The organism is Halobacillus litoralis, assembly GCF_020524025.1.
In the GTDB taxonomy this organism is placed as follows: domain Bacteria; phylum Bacillota; class Bacilli; order Bacillales; family Halobacillaceae; genus Halobacillus; species Halobacillus litoralis_D.
Genome location: NZ_JAIVKN010000012.1, coordinates 1 through 1,673, shown reverse-complemented (window position 1 = coordinate 1,673; position 1,673 = coordinate 1). Strand labels below are relative to the sequence as shown.

Here is a 1,673-nt window from a genome sequence, read left to right as displayed (position 1 = left end):
ATCAGATAGATAAGTCATCGATCCATTAGTATCTGTCAGCTCCACGTGTCACCACGCTTCCACCTCAGACCTATCAACCTCATCGTCTCTGAGGGATCTTATTTGCTTAAAGCAAAGGGAAATCTCATCTCAAGGTGGGCTTCATGCTTAGATGCTTTCAGCACTTATCCCGACCACACGTAGCTACCCAGCGATGCTCCTGGCGGAACAACTGGTACACCAGCGGTGTGTCCATCCCGGTCCTCTCGTACTAAGGACAGCTCCTTTCAAATTTCCAACGCCCACGACGGATAGGGACCGAACTGTCTCACGACGTTCTGAACCCAGCTCGCGTACCGCTTTAATGGGCGAACAGCCCAACCCTTGGGACCGACTACAGCCCCAGGATGCGATGAGCCGACATCGAGGTGCCAAACCTCCCCGTCGATGTGGACTCTTGGGGGAGATAAGCCTGTTATCCCCGGGGTAGCTTTTATCCGTTGAGCGACGGCCCTTCCATGCGGTACCGCCGGATCACTAAGCCCGACTTTCGTCCCTGCTCGACTTGTAGGTCTCGCAGTCAAGCTCCCTTGTGCCTTTACACTCTGCGAATGATTTCCAACCATTCTGAGGGAACCTTTGGGCGCCTCCGTTACTCTTTAGGAGGCGACCGCCCCAGTCAAACTGCCCACCTGACACTGTCTCCGGACCGGATAACGGTCCTGGGTTAGAATGTCCGTACAGCCAGGGTAGTATCCCACCAGCGCCTCCACCGAAGCTAGCGCTCCGGCTTCTAAGGCTCCTACCTATCCTGTACAAGCTGTACCAACATTCAATATCAGGCTACAGTAAAGCTCCACGGGGTCTTTCCGTCCTGTCGCGGGTAATGTGCATCTTCACACATAGTATAATTTCACCGGGTCTCTCGTTGAGACAGTGCCCAAGTCGTTGCACCTTTCGTGCGGGTCGGAACTTACCCGACAAGGAATTTCGCTACCTTAGGACCGTTATAGTTACGGCCGCCGTTTACTGGGGCTTCGGTTCAACGCTTCGCAAAAGCTAACGCATCCCCTTAACCTTCCAGCACCGGGCAGGTGTCAGCCCCTATACTTCGCCTTACGGCTTCGCAGAGACCTGTGTTTTTGGTAAACAGTCGCTTGGGCCTTTTCACTGCGGCTCCTCGGCAGAGGAGCACCCCTTCTCCCGAAGTTACGGGGTCATTTTGCCGAGTTCCTTAACGAGAGTTCTCCCGCTCACCTTAGGATACTCTCCTCGCCTACCTGTGTCGGTTTGCGGTACGGGCACCTCTTTCCTCACTAGAGGATTTTCTTGGCAGTGTGAACACAGGAGCTTCGGTACTATATTTCCCTCCCCATCACAGCTTGACGTTGCCGGACGGATTTGCCTATCCGACCGTCTCACTGCTTGGACGCGCTCATCCAGTGGCGCGCTCTCCTTATCCTCCTGCGTCCCCCCGTCGTTCAAACGGAAAGGAGGTGGTACAGGAATATCAACCTGTTGTCCATCGCCTACGCCTTTCGGCCTCGGCTTAGGTCCCGACTAACCCTGAGAGGACGAGCCTTCCTCAGGAAACCTTAGGCATTCGGTGAAAGAGATTCTCACTCTTTTTTCGCTACTCATACCGGCATTCTCACTTCTAAGCGCTCCACCAGTCCTTACGGTCTGACTTCACT

At 54.4% G+C, this 1,673-nt stretch carries 1 rRNA gene; it reads right to left on the bottom strand.

Features of this window, described 5'->3' with window-relative positions:
* Positions 1-5: 5 nt before the first annotated feature.
* A 23S ribosomal RNA gene (locus LC036_RS18340) occupies positions 6-1,673 on the bottom strand; the annotation flags it as partial.